This is a genomic window from Granulicella tundricola MP5ACTX9, from assembly GCF_000178975.2.
Taxonomy (GTDB): domain Bacteria; phylum Acidobacteriota; class Terriglobia; order Terriglobales; family Acidobacteriaceae; genus Edaphobacter; species Edaphobacter tundricola.
In genome coordinates, this window is the sequence record NC_015064.1 from 245,836 (window position 1) to 263,300 (window position 17,465).

9 protein-coding genes are annotated in these 17,465 nt (G+C 62.4%); 4 read left to right on the forward strand and 5 right to left on the reverse strand.

Features of this window, described 5'->3' with window-relative positions; genetic code table 11:
• Positions 1–138: 138 nt before the first annotated feature.
• Positions 139–3,546 (reverse strand): choice-of-anchor D domain-containing protein, encoded by a 3,408-nt coding sequence (locus ACIX9_RS00985; protein WP_041596869.1) that lies wholly within the window; start codon positions 3,544–3,546, stop codon positions 139–141.
• Between the two features lie 289 nt (positions 3,547–3,835).
• Between ACIX9_RS00985 and ACIX9_RS00990 the strand changes: the two genes are divergently transcribed.
• The 3 genes from ACIX9_RS00990 (at position 3,836) to ACIX9_RS01000 (ending at position 8,489) form a co-directional block, all read left to right on the forward strand.
• Entirely contained in the window at positions 3,836–5,962 is a 2,127-nt protein-coding gene (locus ACIX9_RS00990; RefSeq protein WP_013578604.1) for an alpha,alpha-phosphotrehalase, read from the forward strand.
• Positions 5,963–6,112: 150 nt separating this feature from the next.
• Positions 6,113–6,877: a hypothetical protein gene (locus ACIX9_RS00995; protein WP_013578605.1), complete on the forward strand. Its 765-nt coding sequence runs from the start codon at positions 6,113–6,115 to the stop codon at positions 6,875–6,877.
• Between the two features lie 79 nt (positions 6,878–6,956).
• Positions 6,957–8,489 (forward strand): MFS transporter, encoded by a 1,533-nt coding sequence (locus ACIX9_RS01000; RefSeq protein ID WP_013578606.1) that lies wholly within the window; start codon positions 6,957–6,959, stop codon positions 8,487–8,489.
• On the opposite strand, the gene ACIX9_RS01005 is transcribed toward ACIX9_RS01000, so the two are convergent.
• The 4 genes from ACIX9_RS01005 to ACIX9_RS01020 all read right to left on the reverse strand — a co-directional run bounded on the left by ACIX9_RS01005 (position 8,486) and on the right by ACIX9_RS01020 (position 16,602).
• On the reverse strand, positions 8,486–10,555 hold the full coding sequence (locus tag ACIX9_RS01005) for a glycogen debranching protein (RefSeq protein ID WP_013578607.1): 2,070 nt from the start codon (positions 10,553–10,555) through the stop codon (positions 8,486–8,488). The two genes, ACIX9_RS01000 and ACIX9_RS01005, sit on opposite strands and share 4 nt — an antisense overlap.
• A gap of 118 nt (positions 10,556–10,673) precedes the next feature.
• A complete protein-coding gene (locus ACIX9_RS01010; protein ID WP_013578608.1) occupies positions 10,674–12,119 on the reverse strand; it encodes an efflux transporter outer membrane subunit in 1,446 nt (481 codons plus the stop codon).
• The gene (locus ACIX9_RS01015; RefSeq protein WP_013578609.1) at positions 12,116–15,346 is read right to left on the reverse strand and encodes an efflux RND transporter permease subunit; all 3,231 of its coding nucleotides are present in this window, start codon (positions 15,344–15,346) and stop codon (positions 12,116–12,118) included. The genes ACIX9_RS01010 and ACIX9_RS01015 overlap by 4 nt, the downstream gene beginning before the upstream one ends.
• Positions 15,346–16,602, reverse strand: a complete 1,257-nt coding sequence (locus tag ACIX9_RS01020) for an efflux RND transporter periplasmic adaptor subunit (protein WP_013578610.1) — start codon at positions 16,600–16,602, stop codon at positions 15,346–15,348. Before ACIX9_RS01020 ends, ACIX9_RS01015 begins: the two co-directional genes overlap by 1 nt.
• Positions 16,603–16,702: 100 nt before the next feature.
• On the opposite strand from ACIX9_RS01020, the gene ACIX9_RS01025 reads away from it, so the two are divergent.
• Entirely contained in the window at positions 16,703–17,449 is a 747-nt protein-coding gene (locus ACIX9_RS01025; protein ID WP_157477191.1) for a TetR/AcrR family transcriptional regulator, read from the forward strand.
• Positions 17,450–17,465: the final 16 nt, after the last annotated feature.

Below are 17,465 nucleotides of genomic sequence, written 5' to 3' on the forward strand. Positions count from 1 at the left end.
CGCGTCACCTGCAGGTAAGGTACACCGGGCTTCCATGGATGTCATACAGAAAAGCGTGGAGGCCTCAGGGCAAAGAGAAAGGGCGACAGACTATGTCTGTCGCCCTTGTCATAAGCCCCTTGGAGTTGTCAGGGTTATCTATTGGACGATGAGGTTGATGGTCTCCTTGTGGACGACGGTGCCGCTGGTGACCGTGACGGTGTAGGTGTAGGTTCCGGCGGGCGTTCCATTGGGGTTGACGGTGGGGCCAGACGATCCGCCGCATCCGCTGGTGGCGAAGCAGATTGCCGTCAGGATGGACAGCAGACCGCCCAGGCGGGCTGCGCGGCCGAGCTTACGGCTTGTGGCTGCCAGCAACATCAGCAGACCCGCCGCGGCCAGGACAAGCACCTTGGTGAGCGGGGATGCATCCGGTGCGAAGCCGAGGCCACCGTTGCGGGAGAAGAGGCGGGACGCGGTGGTGAAGGTAATGTTCTGGGTGGATGCACCGGTGAGCGTGAAGGCTGCGGGTGCGGTGCAGCTTACGCCGGTGGGTGCAACGGTGGCGGTCGAAACGCAGGTGATGCTCACTGTTCCGCTGAAGCCGAACAGAGGAGTGAAGGTGAGCGGCACGGTGCCGGTGTTGCCGGCGACGACGGTGACGCTGGTGGTCGCGTTGCCGCTAGCGTCACCCACGCTGAAGTCGGGAGGGTTGATGCCGACGCCTGTCAGGGCGACGATGTAGGTTGAGCCGGAGACGTTGGTGGCAAAGGTGACCGAACCCGTGCGGGTGCCGGCGGCCGTGGGCCGGAAGACCACGTTGGCGGTGCAGGTGGAGGAGATGGCCACGGGAGCGGTGCATGCGCTGGTGACGGCGAAGTCGCCGGTTGTGGTGACGCCGGTGACGGTGATGGGGCCCTCACCGGTGTTGGTGAAGGTGAAGACCTGGCCTGCGCTGGTTGCGCCGATCGTGGTGCCGGCAAACGCAGTCGCCGGGTTAGGCGTGACGGTTGCCGAGAGCACGGGCGCGGGGAGGATGAAGTAGCCGATCGCGGGGTCGTGGTCGGAGTTACGGGCGGCGGTGGTTGCATCGTTGTAGGCGGTCAGGGGGAAGTCCGCGTTCAGGTGGCCGTAGGCGAAGTGTGCGCCGGCTGCGACGAGCTCCGGCGTGACGACCATGTGATCGAGGATCTGGGCGCTGCCGTCTTCGACATACGACCAGCGCTGTGCGGCGGGGATGGTCAGGGCGAGATCGGTAAGCGGCGGGGTGACCAGCCCGGCGACGCCAGGCTGAAGGACCTGCGTGGCAGGCAGGACGTTGGTGTTGGTATAGGTGCCGAGCGTGTCGTTGTAGCCGTCGGAGAACTCGAACGCGTTGAAGTCTCCGCCGGAGATGACGTGCTTGCCCGCAGCCTGCTGAGTCTGGATGAACTTGGCGATATCCTCCGCCTGGAGTTCCTTCTTGAGCCGTGTGGAATTGGTGGTCGCGCTGCTCTGTCCGGTCAGCGCCTTCATGTGGTTGACGACGACGGTGATGGGGTAGTCCTTGACCCCGGCGGCGCGCTTGATGCCGGCGGAGAGGACCAGCCAGGGGCGATCGTTCAAGGTGGTGAGCGACCCGCTGGTGGGGGTGAAGGTCTCACCCGCGCCGTACTGGGTTACGCCGAGGTTATCGACCGTGTTCTTGATGAGGAAGCCGACCGAGATGCCGGTTCCGTCCTGGGTGTAGTAGGTCTTGTTGTCGGTGCTGAAGGCGGTGTAGAGGTTGGTGACGCCGGCATCGGAGTTGATCTGGGCGGCGATGTCGTTGGCTACGGACTGGTTCTCGACCTCTTCAATGGTGACGACGTCGGGCGAGTTGAGCACGGTGCGGATGGCCAGCGACAGCTTGGTCAGGCGACGTGCGTAGGCAGCCGGGGTGTTGTCCGCGGCCTCCGAGATGAAGGTCTGGCCGGTGGAGACGATGGCCGTGCCGGATGAGCCGTTGTAGCCGTTGACGCCGGCGGGGACGTAGTAGAGATCGTCCGCGCTGGAGGTGTTGTAGAAGCGCTCGATGTTGAAGGAGGCGACGGTGAACTCGTTCGACGCGGGCAGGGTGACGGCCTGCACGGTCATGCCGCCGGTGACGCTGGTGCGGGGGTAGGTGGCGTCGAGGATGAGGCGGCTGGGATCGTAGAAGCTGTCGCTCGAGAACGTGAAGTCGAGGACGCCGGTGACGTTGGCCATGATGGCACCGGTGGGGATCTCGAGGCTGGTGCCGCCGGCGATGGTGGAGTCTACGAGGATGCGCTCCGGGTTGTCGTCGAACTTGGCGACTCCGGCGGGCAGGCCGGGGACCGCGGGGTCGCGGATATCGACGCCGGGCTCACGGAAGGGGCGTGCGGTGCCGGTGATGACGGCGTAGAAGTAACCGACGGAGGTGGCGATCTCGGCGGGCTCGTTGGCGTCCGTGATGGAGCCGTTGGTGCCGGAGATGGTGGTCATGGACGGCACGGAGACGCGCATGCCCTCATAGGGGGTGAGCTGGTAGAGACCGCCGCCGGCCGTCAGCATGGAGGTGGTGAGGATGATAGGCGTGGGCAGCGCAACCGCGGGGGCCGTGACCACGATGGTGGGGGAGGTGATCTCGGTGGCGGGAGTCTTGCTGGCCGTGACGGCGGGGTAGGTCTGGACGGTTCCGGTGACGGTGACTGCGTTGCCGATCAGGACCGTCGGCTTGGTGCTGGTGAAGACCTCAATGCCTTCCGGTGTGAGCGGGTTGGAGTCCGCGGTGGCGTCCGAAGACTGCATAAAGAAGGCGTTGGAAAGCAGGGTGGTCACGACGCCGGAGGTGGTGACGCGCTGGCCTGCATAGGGCGAGACGGTCATGGCCGTGGTGGACTTGACGCCCTGAATGTCATGGATGGTGACCACGGGAACGGTTGGCGGGACGACGACGCCTCCGCCGGAGTTGTGCGGCGTGATGGGGCTGGAGGTGGTGAAGTCTGCGGCGTTGTCGTTCGTGTTGGTGCCTGCGACCTTGCGGACGATGGAGGTCGCGTTGTTTGCCGTGGTGGGCGCGGGGCCAGAGCCTTTGAAGCAGCTTGCGGTGGTGCCGTAGCCGACGAAGTCGAGGATTTGGGTGTCGGCCTGGATGAGGGCGCAGGTGGTGTCGGTGCTGAGGGCCGTGGTGCCGTTGACCAGGGCGACCTTGCCGGCGGTGGCGGAGAGATTGGGCGCGATGCCGGTGGTGTCCGGCGTGGGGAGCGCGGCGCCGGTGGTGCCGGAGGCGGTGGTCTGGACCAGGAAGTAGGTATGGGACGGGATCGACGCGCTGGCGAGCGTCAGCGACTGGGTGAAGTTTCCGGCAGCGGAGGCGTACTGGACCGACAGTCCGCTGGTGCTGATCGCAGCGGAGGTCGGGTTGTAGAGCTCGATGAAGTCGGCGTTGAACGATGCGCCGGAGTTTCCGCCTCCGCCATAGATCTGAGAGATGAGCAGGCCGGACTGGCCGAAGGCGGGGACGAGACTGAACACGCCAAGGCAGAAGGCGGCGAGCAGACGTGCGAAGCGAAACGAGTTTTTCACGGGAGGCCTCATGCGAAGTTGCTGCACAGGCGGGCGGAATCTGGCCGGATAGGAAATGGACGGATGGCCGCGCGCGGGTGTCAGCTATTTTTAGTGATGAGATGTTTCTAACATGCCGCTGGGCGGGGAGGGTCTTTTTCCGGTGAATTGTTTGCGTGAGCCTGATGCGTTTGGTGAAGACATGAAATGCATGTACGCACAGATTTCCCTGATGCGTCCTTCCCAGGCAGCCAAAGTTCCCGCCCTATACACTCACTGAGTCGAAATCTATCTCCGCCGGGTGCCACGTATGACCTCTCTCTCGCTCAAGACCGCCTTGCTCGCCACCCTTCTTGCAACTCCCTTCCTCTTCAGCGCAGCTCAGGAGGCTACGGCTTCCCAGAGTGGCGGCGGCAACGTCACCGCGCCGGTTGTCATTTTCCAGCCTCAGCCCTCATTCTCTGAAGAAGCTCGAAAAAAGAAGCTGAATGGAAATGTCCTGGTTGGCTTGGTGATTGATGAGCAGGGTGTTCCTCAGAACGTCCGTGTCATTCGCGGCATCGGCTATGGGCTTGACGAGAAGGCAGTTGAAGCTGTGCATGCGTATCGCTTCAAGCCCGCCATGAAAGACGGAAAAGCCGTTTCCGTCAAGATGAACATTGACGTCAACTTCAATATTTACGATCCCAAACACCCTCCAGCCGCGCAACCGGTCTCATCCGCGCCCATCTCCACCTCTACTCTGATCAACGGGTATGAGCCGAAGTGGTGGAAGGAGGCGGTGGTCTACCAGATCTATCCGCGGTCGTTTCAGGACTCGAATGGAGATGGGATTGGGGATCTGAAGGGGATTACGTCGCGGCTGGACTATCTGCAGAAGCTGGGCGTGAACGTGATCTGGCTGAGTCCGCACTTCGATTCTCCTAATGCAGATAACGGGTATGACATTCGCGACTACCGGAAGGTGATGACGGAGTTCGGGACGATGGGGGACTTCGACGCGATGCTGGCGGGGATCAAGCAGAGGCATATGCGGCTGATCATCGACCTGGTGGTGAACCATACATCCGACGAGCATAAGTGGTTTGTGGAGAGCGCAAAGAGCAAGGACAATCCGTATCGCGACTATTACATCTGGCGTCCGGGCAAGGTGGGGGCGGATGGGAAGATGGGGCCGCCGAACAACTATCCGAGCTTCTTCTCCGGGTCTGCGTGGCAGTTCGACGCGAAGACGAATGAGTACTATCTGCACTACTTTGCGGTGAAGCAGCCGGACCTGAACTGGGATAACCCGAAGGTGCGCGGGGAGGTGTTCGGCCTGATGAAGTTCTGGCTGGATAAGGGCGTGGATGGCTTCCGCATGGACGTGATTCCACTGATCTCCAAGCAGCCGGGCCTGCCTGATCTTACGGCGCAGGAGCTTTCGACTGGCGGGTTTGTGGCGCTGTGGGCGAATGGGCCGAAGCGCGATGAGTATCTGAAGGAGATGAATCGCGATGTGCTGGCGAAGTATGACGATATGTCGGTGGGCGAGGCGATCGGGATCGATCTGGACCAGGAGAAGCAGCTCGTCGACGACAGACGGCATGAGCTGAACGAGATCTTCAACTTCGACGCAGTGCGGCTGAATCGGGATGGGCGCAAGTATGTGCCGTGGACGCTGCCGCAGTTGAAGGCCATCTACACGAAACATGCCGAGGTGTTGACGAAGCATGACTGGGATACGGTGTTTCTCTCGAACCACGACAATCCGCGGGTGGTCTCGAGCTTTGGGGACGATTCGGCGCAGTTCCGGGTGCCGTCCGCGAAGCTGCTGGAGACGATGATCCTGACTCTGCGCGGTACGCCGTATCTGTACCAGGGCGATGAGCTTGGGATGACGAACTATCCGTTCAAGACGATGGATCAGTTCGACGATATCGAGGCGCATAACGGGTATAAGGATGAGGTGCAGACTCGGCATGTGATCACGGAGGAGGCTTACATTGAAAACCTCCGCCACATGGGGCGTGACAACAGCCGTACACCGATGCAGTGGGATGGCTCGGCCAATGGCGGGTTTACGACGGGCCCGAAGCCGTGGCTGGCGGTGAACCCGAACTACAAGACGATCAATGCGGCGCAGGAGACGGGCGATCCGGATTCGGTTTATCACTACACGGCGCGGCTGATCGCGCTGCGGGCGGACACGCCTGCGCTGGTGTATGGGGATTACAAGGATCTCGATCCGACGCATCCGCACATCTTTGCGTACACGCGGACGCTGAACGGGGAGCAGTACCTGGTGGTGCATAACTTCAGCGCTGAACCCATTGCGTATACGCTGCCGGGCGGGATGAAGGCGGGGCGCTCCTTGATGGATAACTACGGCGGCGGGGAGAGCAACGTGACGACGGTTCATCTGAAGGGGTGGGAGTCGCGAATCTATAAACAGTAGGTCTCGCAAAACGTTTGAATAGAAGCTGATGGCACGGCGTCGCTTTTTTACTTGGCGGCGCCGTTGCGATGTGGTGTAGTGATTCGCGTTGGATCTTCCCTGTCATTCCCTGTTTTGCCCCGGCCCAAATTCAAATCAAGGAAAATTCTTATGCGCGTCTTCGCAGCCTTGTCTGGCCTTGCCCTCCTTTGTTCAACCTTTGCGTCCGCGCAGTTTCAACGCGGCTTCTCCGTCGACTTCACCGACTGCACGGAGTTTGCGGGGGAAGGCCCCATCTCCTACGCGGCTGCCGCTCCACTGGTGCCGCATGGCTTTACGATCGCGCGCAGTGCAACCGGTGAAGCGAACATTGTGGTGCGCGCGACCAACTGCTCCAAGGTGACGGTGGACGGCGCACTGCCGCAGCCGACGGTGCTTTCGCAGATCGGGATCAACATCGTTCCGCCGGATGGTACGGGGGACATCAACAACTACACGCTGATCTACGTGAGCAACAATCCGCTGCTGGTGACGGCGTTTATCGGGGCCGGGCTGCCCGCGCACTACGATCCGCAACTGACCTATGAGTACACGGCTCCTGCGAGCGGCAACGGCAATCTGTATGTATCGGCTGGAGCTTTGGACCTGACGCGCTATACGATCTACGGTCCGGAGACTGCGCCGCCGCCGAACTCGGCTGTGCCGTTTCTGGCGAACTGGTGGTATGCGCCGGGCACGTTCTTTGGGACCGCCGTGATGCGGCAACAGACGCTGTTTCCGAAGATCAGCTTTGGTGGATCGGGCGTGACGCTTTATACGAGTCTGAACTCGCTGCTGGGCAAGTTGATTGGCGGCAATACGTTCAGCAACTACTCGGCGCTGGCGTTGCGCGGGGTTTATCCGGCGGCTCACATGGAGGTTACTGTGTCCAGGTAGAGTCTTTCCGGATGGGATGAGATGTTTGTGGAATCTCTTCCGGGGTTTGAGGACTCCATAGCAGTACGCGGGGTCAGGGATGAGTGAAGCGGCGAAGAGTTTGCAGGGCGGCGCGGCCGAGACGGGCGCGGGCATGACCGGCGTCTGGGTGCTGGCTGCGACGATCCTGGGTACGAGCATGGCGTTCATCGATGGGACGGTGGTGAACGTCGCGCTGCCTGCGCTGCAGAAGAGCTTCCAGGCCAATGCGAGCGATGTGCAGTGGGTGGTGGAGGCTTATGCGCTGCTGCTGGCTTCGCTGCTGCTGGTGGGCGGGGCGCTGGGCGATCTGTATGGGCGGCGGAGGATCTATGCGGGCGGCGTGGTGCTGTTTGCGGGTGGGTCTGTCTGGTGTGGGCTTGCGGGGTCCATTCATGCGCTGATCGTGGCGCGTGCGGTGCAGGGGGTGGGTGCGGCGTTGCTGGTGCCGGGTAGCCTGGCGCTGATCAGCGCTTCGTTTCCGGCGGAGGAGCGGGGACGGGCTATCGGGACTTGGTCAGGATTTACGGCGATTACGGCGGCGATTGGGCCACTGCTGGGCGGTGCGCTGGTGCAGTATGCGTCGTGGCGATGGGTATTTCTGATCAATATTCCGATTGCCGTTGTGGTGATTGCGATCACGGTGCTGAAGGTGCCGGAGAGCCTCCATGAAGGGATGAGTCATGACCTGGACTGGCCGGGTGCGCTGCTGGCCACGGTGGGTCTGGGGGCGGTGACGTATGCGCTGATCGAGGCGCAGAATGTGGGGAATCACTCATGGCTTGTGGGTGGGCTGGGGGTGGCTTGTCTGGTTGCCTTCGTTGTAGTGGAGGCTTACTCTCATGCGCCTATGGTTTCGCTGCGGTTGTTTCGTTCGCGGGACTTCAGCGGGGCGAATCTGCTGACGTTCTTTCTTTATGGAGCGTTTGGTGGGGTGCTGTACTTTCTGCCGCTGAACCTGATCCAGGTGCAGCACTACAAGCCGACGGAGGCGGGCGGGGCGATGCTGCCTTTGATCGTGGTGATCTCACTGCTGTCACGCTGGTCGGGTGGGCTGCTGGAGCGGTTTGGGGCGAGGGTGCCGTTGACGATCGGGCCGCTGGTGGCTGGGGTGGGCTTTGCGCTGTTCGTGCGGCCGGGGATCGGCGGGTCGTACTGGACGAACTTCTTTCCGGCGGTGATGGTGCTCGGTCTGGGGCTTGCGATCAGCGTTGCACCGCTGACCACGGCGGTGATGAACGCGGTGCCGCCGTCCGAGTCCGGCGTGGCTTCCGGGGTGAACAATGCGGTGTCTCGCATTGCGGGGCTGCTGGCGGTGGCGGCGTTTGGGCTGGTGCTCTCTGCGGGGTTCAATGCGGAGTTGAGCCGGCGGCTGGATGGGCTGGCGATTTCGGCTGCGGCTCGACAAGGTGTGGACGAGCAGCGGTCCAAGCTGGGTGCAGCGCAGAGTTCCGACGCGGGCGTGGAGTATGCGATTGCGGAGGCGTTCGTGTTTGGGTATCGGCGCGTGGTTTGGATTGCGGTGGTGCTGGCGGTGGCGAGCGCTTTGAGTGCGGCGGTATTGATCGAGCCGAAGGGCGGGGTGCGGAGCTAGGGAGTGCGGGTGAGGATGACGATGGATCTTGCGCGGACCTGCACCGAGGTCAGCGGTGCGGTCTGAGCGTTGCGTGGCTGCAGGCAGGTATCGAGTGCGATGGACCAGGGGCCGGGTGTTTGGACGGTGAAGGTCAGGGGTTCCCAATAGGCGTTGATCATGACGTAGATGTCGGTGGATTCGTCTTGCGGGGAGCGCAGGAAGTAGGCGATGGTGTGGGAGTTCCACGAGAGGTCCGGTGCGCCGGTCACGCCGAACCACTGGATGTCATCGTGCCAGAAGCGTGAGCGTGCGATGAAGTGGTGCTTGCGGAAGGCGATCATGGTGCGGAAGAAGTCGAAGGTGGCGCGGTTCTCCTCAATGCGATTCCAGTTGAGCCAGGTGGTGGCGTTGTCCTGGTTCCAGGGGTTTGAGTTGCCTTGCTGGGTCTGGAGGAACTCGTCTCCCATGCGGAGCATCGGGGTGCCGTTCGAGAGCATCAGGAGGGCGCAGAAGTTGCGGGCCTGCTGGGCGCGGAGTTCGAGCACGTCCGCTGGTGCGCCTTCATCGCCTTCCCAGCCGCAGTTCCAGCTCAGGTCGTCGGAGGGGCCGTCTGTGTTGTTGGCTCCGTTGGCGAGGTTGCGGCGGGTGTCATACGCGACGGTGTCGTAGAGAGTGAAGCCGTCGTGTGAGGTGAAGTAGTTGATGCTTTGATAGGGGTGCTTGGCATCGGCGAGATCTTCAGGGAAGAGGTCGTCGCTGCCGTAGATGCGGCGCATGATGGTGGCGACGAGGCCGGGTTCCGAGCGGACGAAGCGTTTGATATCGTCACGGAAGCGGCCGTTCCATTGCAGCCAGCTGAGGCCGGGGAAGCTGCGGCCAAGCTGGTAGGCACCGCCGGCGTCCCAGGGCTCGGCGATGAGGCGGATGTTGGCGAGGTCGGGATCGGCGGCGATGGCGGCGAAGATGGGCGGGTCGCCTGAGAGGATGTTGCCGTCGGCGTCGCGGGAGAAGACGCTGGCGAGATCGAAGCGGAAGCCATCGACGTGCATCTCTTTGACCCAGTAGCGGAGGCTATCGAGGATCATCTTGGAGACGGCGCGGTTGGAGCAGTTGAGGGTGTTGCCGGTGCCGGAGAAGTCTGCGTAGGCCGGGGGCGGGAAGCTCCGGGTCATGTAGTACGAGATGTTATCCAGACCCTTCATGCCATAGCAAGGGCCATCGTTTCCGGCTTCTGCTGTGTGGTTGAAGACGACGTCCAGGAGGACCTCGATGCCGGCTGCGTGGAGGGCGATCACCATCTGGCGAAACTCGGCGACGGCTTTGGCGGCGGAGCTTGCGTAGGCGCAGTGCGGGCTGAAGAAGGCCAGCGGCATGTAGCCCCAGTAGTTGGCTGTGCCGAGTTCATACTGCATGACCGGCATCAGCTCGACGGCGGTGACGCCGAGATCCTTGAGGTAAGGGATCTTCTCGATGACGCCGAGATAGCAGCCGGCGTTTGGTTCGGTGACCTGCGCACTGGGATCGCGGGTGAGGCCGCGGACGTGCATCTCGTAGATGAGGAGATCGCCGTCGTGCTGCGGGGATTTGTCCGTGCCCCAGTCGAAGGGCTGCTGGAGGCGCGGGGGGAGATCGCCCAGGAAGGCCTGACCGGCGTTGGGGCCGGGGTCGATGGCTTGCTGGCGATCGAAGTCCGGCGGAAGAACGATCTGCCGGGCGTAGGGGTCGAGCAACTGCTTGCCGGCCGGGTAGAGGGTTCCTTCGCCGCTGAGGATGGGGTCGGCCTGCTCGGCCTGGAAGCAGTAGGCGATGGCCTGGCCTGCGTCGGCGGCGGAGATGCGGCAGTGCCAGATGTCGTTGGACTTGTGCTGGAGGGGGTCGAGATCGAACGAGAAGCAGGGAGTGGTGAACTCGTCCGCAGCGTACAGGAGCACGCGCATCGCACGGGCGTGGCGGCCGAAGACGGCGAAGTTATAGGCGTTGTCTTCCGCGAGCCATGTGGCTCCGAGGGGAAGCGGCGTGCCTTCGACCGCGTTCCAGGAGGGAAGGGTTGCAGACTGCGATTTGGCGGACTCTGGCACAGGCATCATTGTCTCTGATGAAGGGAGCCAGCGGGAGGTTACAACGATCTTGCTGCGACAAAAGCGAAGGGCCCACGCACACGTACGTTGCGGGAGCCCTTCGTTATTGTGGAACGATCGAGCTTTACTGCCAGCCACCACCCAACGCGGTGTAGAGCTGAACCAGGGTGAGAGCTTCGCCCTGCTGGGCGGTGACCAGGTTCAACTGTGCGGTGAAGAGTGCCGTATCCGTGGTGAGGACCTCAAGGTACGCCGTTGCGCCGCCCTGATAACGCAGACGGGCAAGGCGGGTCGAGTCCTGCGCGGCGGCTACGAGCTTCTCCTGCTGCTCGCGGTAGGCGCGCTGTTTGTTGAGTGCGATGAGCGCGTTGGACACATCATGAAAGCCAGTGGTGATGGCCTTCTGGTATGCGAGCACATCCTCCTGCTGGGTCTCCTTGGCCAGGTTGAGCTGGCCGCGAAGCTTGCCACCCTGGAAGATGGGCTGGGAGAGCGAGCCGATTCCGTAGATGGTCTTGCTGGAAGAATCGACGAGACTGGCAAAGCTGTTTCCACCCGTTCCCGCGGAGGCCGAGATCGTAAGCTGCGGGAAGAACTGTGCGCGTGCCACGCCGATCTGCGCGTTGGCAGCGATGAGGGTAGCCTCCGCCTGCTGGATGTCCGGACGACGCTCCAGAAGCTGCGAGGGAATGCCCGTGGGAAGATCCTGCGGGGGTGGCGTCAGGGCGTTGGGATCGGTGTGAGCGACCGGGCCGGGGTTCTCGCCGAGAAGCAGGGTGAGGGCGTTCTCCTCAACCTGAATCTGCTGCTCAAGCTGCGGGACCTGCGAGGTCGCGGTGTAGAGAAGCTGCTCGGCCTGGCGAAGATCGGAGAGCGGAGACGACCCGCCGTCGGTGAGGGCCTTGGTCAGATCGACGGAGTCCTGCCGGGCCTTGATGGTCTGCCTGGTGATCTCAAGCTGATGATCGAGTGCGCGGAGCTGGAGGTAGTCGGTGACGACGTCCTGTACGAGCGAGAGACGAACCGCACGCTGCGCCCAGGTCTGTGCGAGCAGTACGGCGCGTGCGGCCGCGGTCTGCTTGCGGTAAAGACCCCAGAAGTCCGGTGTCCATGCCGCGGAGACGTTGATACTGCCGATCGCGAGCGGGCTGGTAATACCCGATCCCGATCCTGACCCGGTCCCGAAGGACGAACTGTCAAAGTCCGCGCCGACGCCCGAACCACCGACGCTGACCGTGGGGAACTGCTGCGCGCGGGTGATCTGAACCTGCGCACGCTGCTCTGCGATGTGCTGCGCGGCGATGCGGAGGTCGTAGTTGTTGGTGAGCGCCCTGGTGATCAGTGCCTGCAGCTCAGGCTCGCGAAAGACCTGAGCCCACTGCTGATCGCCCAGCGAGTTCTTTGCTTCGCTGGCGATAGCTGCGTCGTCCGGGCCACGGAAGGCTGCGGGTGCCTGGTAGGCCGGCCGCTTATACTTGGGGCCTACGTTGCAGCCGGCGAGCGTGCCGATGAGCACGCCTCCGGCTGCAATCGCATAAGCCCGTTTTGTCCACGTAGAGATGTTGCTCATGCGTGACCTCCTGGGGTCGGGGTCGAGTGCTGGGGCCCGCCGCCTGCTGCCTTGCCGGCTGCGACTGGATCGAAGTCAGCCTTGGAGTCCATCGTCGTACCCTTGCCGCCCTTACTGAAGCGGTGCGAGACATACTCGACCACGGAGAAGGTGACAGGGATGAAGATGAGGCCGATGGCGGTCGAAAGGAACATGCCGCCGATGACGGTGGTGCCAAGGATGCGCCGTGAGGCCGCGCCTGCGCCGGTTGCTGTCCACAGGGGTAAGCAACCGAAGACGAAGGCTAGTGCCGTCATGACGATTGGCCGGAAGCGTAGTCGAGCTGCGCTGAGTGCGGCCTCTGAGATGCTCATGCCGGACTCGTAGTTGGTCTTGGCGAACTCGACGATGAGGATGGCGTTCTTGGCAGAGAGACCGATGAGCATGACGACGCCGATGGTGGCGAAGATGTCGTTCTCAAGGGTGCGGATATGGAGTGCGATGTATCCGCCCAGGATCGCGACCGGTGTGCTGAGGAGCACGCTGAACGGCAGCGTCCATGACTCGTACAGCGCGGCGAGGATCAGGAAGACGAACAGCAGGGACAGACCGAAGACTGCGTAGGTCGGTACACCCTTCTGCGCCATGTCCTCCTGGTACGAGATGCCGGAGTAGTCGAAGCCCGCGCCTGGCGGCATCGTGTCATGGAACGTCTTCTCCAGCGCCGCGCGGACCTGGCCTGAGCTATAGCCGGGCTTTGCGGTGATGTTTACCTGCGCTGCGTTGAACTCGTTGAAGCGGAAGATGTACTCCGGCCCGGTGATCTGCTTCACATGCACCAGCGAGCCCAGTGGAACCTGCCCGCCGTTGGCGCTGCGCACGTAGAACTGATCGATGTTCTTGATGTCCGTGCGGGAGGTGCCTTCCGCTTCCACATACGTCTGCCACTGGCGGCCGAAGCGGTTGAAGTAGTTGACGAGGTATCCGCCCATGAAGGTCGACATGGTGGTGTACACATCGGAGAGCTGTACCTGCTGCTGCAAGACCTTCTCCTGATCCACATCCGCGTAAAGCTGCGGGACTGCGGGGGAGTAAGAGGGCAGGGCAAAGGCCACTTCAGGCAGCTTGCTGATCGCGCCGAGGAAGGTCATCAGGTTCTTGGTGAGGATGGTGGGATCGTCCTTGCCGGAGCGGTCCTCGATCACCATCGTCACGCCGCCCGAGGTTCCGATACCCGGGATCGAAGGCGGCGGGAACGCAAACGCGATACCGTCCGGATTGCCCGCAAGCTGTTTGCCCAGGCTGGCCGTGATGTAGGTCAACTGCTCTTCCTTGCTCTTGCGAACCTCCCACGGCTTCAGTGCGACGAAGAAGAAGCCCTGGTTGGTGCTCTGGACCTGCGTGAGCAAAGAGAAGTTGGTAACGGCGATGACGCCTTCCACACCTGGCGTCTTCAACAACGCCGCGGTGATCTTCTGCTGGGCCGCATCCGTACGTTGCGCGGAGGCGCCGTCCGGAAGCTGCAGCGCAAGGAACATGTAGCCCTGGTCTTCCGTGGGCAGGAATCCACCTGGAAGGCTGCTGCCGAGAAAGACTGCAAGGACGGCAATGATGGCGATTCCGAGCATCGCCAGGTAGGACTTGTGGATCAGCACGTCGGAGGTATGGACGAAGCTCTCCGTCGTACGTCCGAAGAACTTGTTGAAGAGCGCGAAGCCCTTGCCCAGCAGACCAGGCTTCTGCTCCTTGTTCTTCGGCTTCAGCAGCAACGAAGCCAGAGCGGGGGAGAGCGTCAGCGCGTTGAAGGCGGAGATGAGCACCGAGATGGCGATCGTCACGGCGAACTGCTGATATAGACGCCCTGTGATTCCGGGGATGAAGGCCGTGGGGATGAACACGGCCGCCAGGATCAGCGCGATGGCCACGACCGGCCCACCCACCTCTTCCATGGCCTTGATGGTGGCGGACTTGGGGTCCATGCCTTCGTCGATATGGTGCTCGACGGCCTCCACCACGATGATGGCGTCGTCGACCACCAGACCGATGGCCAGCACCAGTCCGAAGAGCGAGAGCGTGTTGATGGAGAAGCCCAGCGCCGGGAAGATGATGAAGGTTCCGATGAGCGAAACGGGCACCGCGAGCAGCGGGATCAGCGTCGCACGCCAGCCTTGCAGGAAGATGAACACCACCACTACAACCAGCCCGAGCGCCTCCAGCAGCGTGATGACGATCTCATTGATACCGGAGCTCACAGCCTTCGTGGTATCGAGCGGCACGTTGTACGAGATGCCGGTGGGGAAGGTGGCGGAAAGCTCCTTCATGCGGGCGTTGACCAGCTTGGCCGTCTCCACGGCGTTCGAGCCGGGCAGTTGATAGACCGCCATGACGCCGGAGGGGTTCTGGTTATAGCGGCCGGAGATGGCGTACGCCTGGTCTCCCAGCTCAATGCGTGCGACGTCCGAGAGGTGCAGGATGGAGCCGTCGGCGTTGGCGCGCAGGATGATCGCACCGAACTCCTCCGGCTTGACCAGACGGCCCTGGGTGCGGACCGTGTAGGTGAACTGCTGGCCTTTGGGGATGGGCTCCGCGCCAATCTGACCGGCGGGATTCACGTTGTTCTGTGTCTGGATGGCCTGGATGACCTCAGGTGCGGTCACGCCCAGCTTGGCCAGTTTGTTGGGGTCGACCCAGATACGCAGCGCGTACTGCCCGCCGAAGATCTGCACGCGGGATACGCCCTTGACGCGTGTGATCTGGTCCTGCAGGTTGATGATGGCGTAGTTGGTCAGGAAGTCCTGGCTCAGCTTGTTGCCCGGGGAGTTGACGGCAATCAGCATCAGCGGTGAAGTGAGAGCCTTCTGCACCGTGAGGCCGGCGGTCGTCACCTGAGCCGGAAGCTGGGACTGGGCCTGGTCGACGCGAAGCTGGGAGAGCACCTGGTCGATGTTGGGGTCGGTCTTGACGTCAAAGTCTACGAAGAGCTGGACGACGCCGTTGTTGGCGCTGACCGAGTCCATGTAGATCATGTTGTCGACGCCGTTCATCTGCTGCTCGATCGGCGTTGAGACCGCCTGGGCGAGCGTCTTGGCATCCGCACCAGGGTAGGTTGCGGTGACCAGAATTTCAGTGGGGACGATGTCGGGGAACTGTGAGGTCGCGAGCGTGAACATCGACACGGTGCCGAGGATCACGGTCAGGATCGCGATAACGATCGCGACGATGGGCCGATTGATAAAGAATTTTGACATTACTTACTCCCGGCGGACGAGGTCGCCTGGCTGGTAGGAGCCGCGGGCGGACCGTCATGCGGTGCAACAGGGCTGCCCTCGCCCAGCTTCAGCAGGTTGTCGGTGATGACCCTTGCGCCGGGCGAGACGCCGTCCTCAACCACCCAGTTGGTCCCAACCTGCGGACCCAGCTTCAAGGTGACCAGGTGAGCCTTGTTGTCGGGGCCGGCGATGTACGCCTGCTGAAGTCCCTGCAGCTCCTGGATGGCGACCTGCGGAATCAGCAGCGTGTTGTGGCGTACCTGCGTGTCCGCCTTGATGCGGCCAAACTGGCCCGGACGCAGCACGTTGCCGGGGTTCGGGAACGAGGCTGCGATGCGGATGGCGCCGGTCTGCGCGTTGATCTGACGATCGACGTACGCAATGTGACCTTTCTGGGCGTATGCTTCGCCGTTTGAAAGCGTCAGGGTCAGAGGTACGGCAGACGCGTTCTTCAACAGGTCTCCGCCGCCCGCCTTGGTGCGCTGCACCAGCGCGAGGTATTCGCTATCACTGATGGAGAAGTATGCCTTGATCGGGTTCAGCTGGGAGACGGAGGTCAGCACGGACTGCGTGTTGACCAAGTTGCCGACCTGCAGCGTCGCCTGGCCGGCTACGCCTGAAATCAGGGAGCGAACCTGCGTGAAGCCCAGGTTCAGCTTGGCGTTCTCCACCGTTGCTTCTGCCGCGGACACGTTCGCCTGGGCGGACTTCACCGCGGCTTCCTGCTGTGCCTTCTGCTGCGTGTCGTTATCGAGGGTGCTCTGCGCAATCGCGCGGGCCTGCGCCAGCGGGGTATCGCGGTTCACGTTGATCTGCGCCAAGCCAAGCTGCGCCTGTGCCTGGGCAACCTGTCCCTTGGCCTGCTCCAACTGGCCCTTGGCCTGGTCGAGCGCTGCCTGGAACGGACGGGGGTCGATCTCAAACAGGACCTGGCCCTTGGAGACCTGTGTGCCTTCGCGGTAGTCCTGCTTGATCAGGTAGCCGTTGGCCTGGGGCTGGATCGTCGCATTGACGTAACCGTCCAGCGTGCCAACCCATTCGCCCGAGATCGGGACGTCGGTCGGCTCCAGCGTGACCACCGTGACCGGCATGGGCTGGGGTGGCGGCGCGGCCGGAGGTTTGGGGGTGCAACCCGCCAGAAAACCGGCGCTCGCCAGGATTAGACTGGCGGTGCCGGCGTGCTTCAACTTGTTGGACTCGACTGCTGCTGCGGCGTTCTTACGCTGCTCGCTCATTGACTATTCTCCGTAGGGGCTCAGGATTTCTCGCCTCTGGACGCTCGATTGGGCAGATGCGTACATGCGTGTATGGTTGTTATGTGACGCGGTGAACGCGATGGTTGATTCAATAAATATCGCCGGGCAACCCACTGCAAGCCTGCGCAAGCAGCAGCGTGGCCTGGTCACCCGGCAGGAGTTACTGCGCTCCGCGCGAGCCATCTTCGCACGCGACGGATTCGAGCACGCGCGCATTGAAGACATCGCGGCAAACGCCGGACGAACCCGCGGTGCGTTCTATGACAACTTCAAAGACAAGGAAGACGTTTTTTACGCCATCTTCGAAGAGAATATTGATCGCGACCTCGCGGAGCTTGCCCCTCGGCTCGCGAGTCTGCCCGTTATGGAAGAGCGGGAGGCTGCACTTGCGGACTATCTCAGCGGCCTCACCATGGATCGCGAGCGCACGCTGCTCAACCTGGAGTTCAAGCTCTACGCCATACGCCATCCTCTGAAGCGCAAACGTCTTGCGGACCTACACAACATGATGTGTCTGCGCTGCTCGATTCCGGAGATCAATCAGCTTTTCACGGAGCCAATCAAGCGTGGTGCAACGGCGAGGCTTGCGGATTCGCTCGCGCTTGGCGGCGTTGTTGATGGGCTGGCTCTGAATCACCTCTTCAACCCGGAAAAGCTGGATGAGCAGGAACTGATCCGCTACGTGAAACTCTGCCTGTCGGAGACGCTGCTGGGATTGCAGGATAAAACCGTTCCTCAGAAGGACGACTTGATCCGCAGCATGCAGCAGCCTCTTCCGCACCCCGCCAGCCGCCGGGATACGCTCGAATCCAGTCCGCAGAACTAAACACGGACTGCGCCAG

What these genes read in the sequence shown, in the direction of transcription:
- ACIX9_RS01025 (WP_157477191.1), top strand. Translation starts at nt 16,703, where the DNA reads ATGGTTGATTCAATAAATATCGCCGGGCAACCCACTGCAAGCCTGCGC.
- ACIX9_RS01020 (WP_013578610.1), bottom strand. Translation starts at nt 16,602, where the DNA reads ATGAGCGAGCAGCGTAAGAACGCCGCAGCAGCAGTCGAGTCCAACAAG.
- ACIX9_RS01010 (WP_013578608.1), bottom strand. Translation starts at nt 12,119, where the DNA reads ATGAGCAACATCTCTACGTGGACAAAACGGGCTTATGCGATTGCAGCC.
- ACIX9_RS01000 (WP_013578606.1), top strand. Translation starts at nt 6,957, where the DNA reads ATGAGTGAAGCGGCGAAGAGTTTGCAGGGCGGCGCGGCCGAGACGGGC.
- ACIX9_RS00990 (WP_013578604.1), top strand. Translation starts at nt 3,836, where the DNA reads ATGACCTCTCTCTCGCTCAAGACCGCCTTGCTCGCCACCCTTCTTGCA.
- ACIX9_RS01015 (WP_013578609.1), bottom strand. Translation starts at nt 15,346, where the DNA reads ATGTCAAAATTCTTTATCAATCGGCCCATCGTCGCGATCGTTATCGCG.
- ACIX9_RS01005 (WP_013578607.1), bottom strand. Translation starts at nt 10,555, where the DNA reads ATGCCTGTGCCAGAGTCCGCCAAATCGCAGTCTGCAACCCTTCCCTCC.
- ACIX9_RS00995 (WP_013578605.1), top strand. Translation starts at nt 6,113, where the DNA reads ATGCGCGTCTTCGCAGCCTTGTCTGGCCTTGCCCTCCTTTGTTCAACC.